1 protein-coding gene is annotated in these 259 nt (G+C 45.2%); it reads left to right on the top strand.

Translation table 11 applies throughout. The features are described from left to right. Nucleotide 1: 1 nt before the first annotated feature. Nucleotides 2-259, top strand: a 258-nt coding sequence (locus Q4528_RS14565) for a putative PEP-binding protein (RefSeq protein ID WP_303522364.1), incomplete at its 3' end; no start/stop codon positions are given.

Genomic DNA, 259 nt, shown 5'->3' with positions numbered 1-259 from the left:
CATTGCCGTTAATGCTGGTGCCGACGGTGTAGGACTTTACCGCACCGAAGTTCCCTTTTTGATGCAAGACCGCTTCCCTTCTGAAGACGAACAATATATTCGCTATCGAGATATATTGAAGAGCTACAGTGGTAAAGAAGTATGCATGCGCACCTTAGATGTAGGTGGAGATAAACAGCTTCCGTATTTTCCTATTGTGGAAGAAAATCCATTTTTGGGCTGGCGTGGAATACGCTTAACCCTTGATCACCCAGAGATC

The sequence above is a fragment of the Staphylococcus pasteuri genome, assembly GCF_030547725.1.
Lineage (GTDB): Bacteria > Bacillota > Bacilli > Staphylococcales > Staphylococcaceae > Staphylococcus > Staphylococcus pasteuri.
Note: the sequence above shows the minus strand (reverse complement) of the source record. Positions and strands in the feature narration are given on the sequence as shown.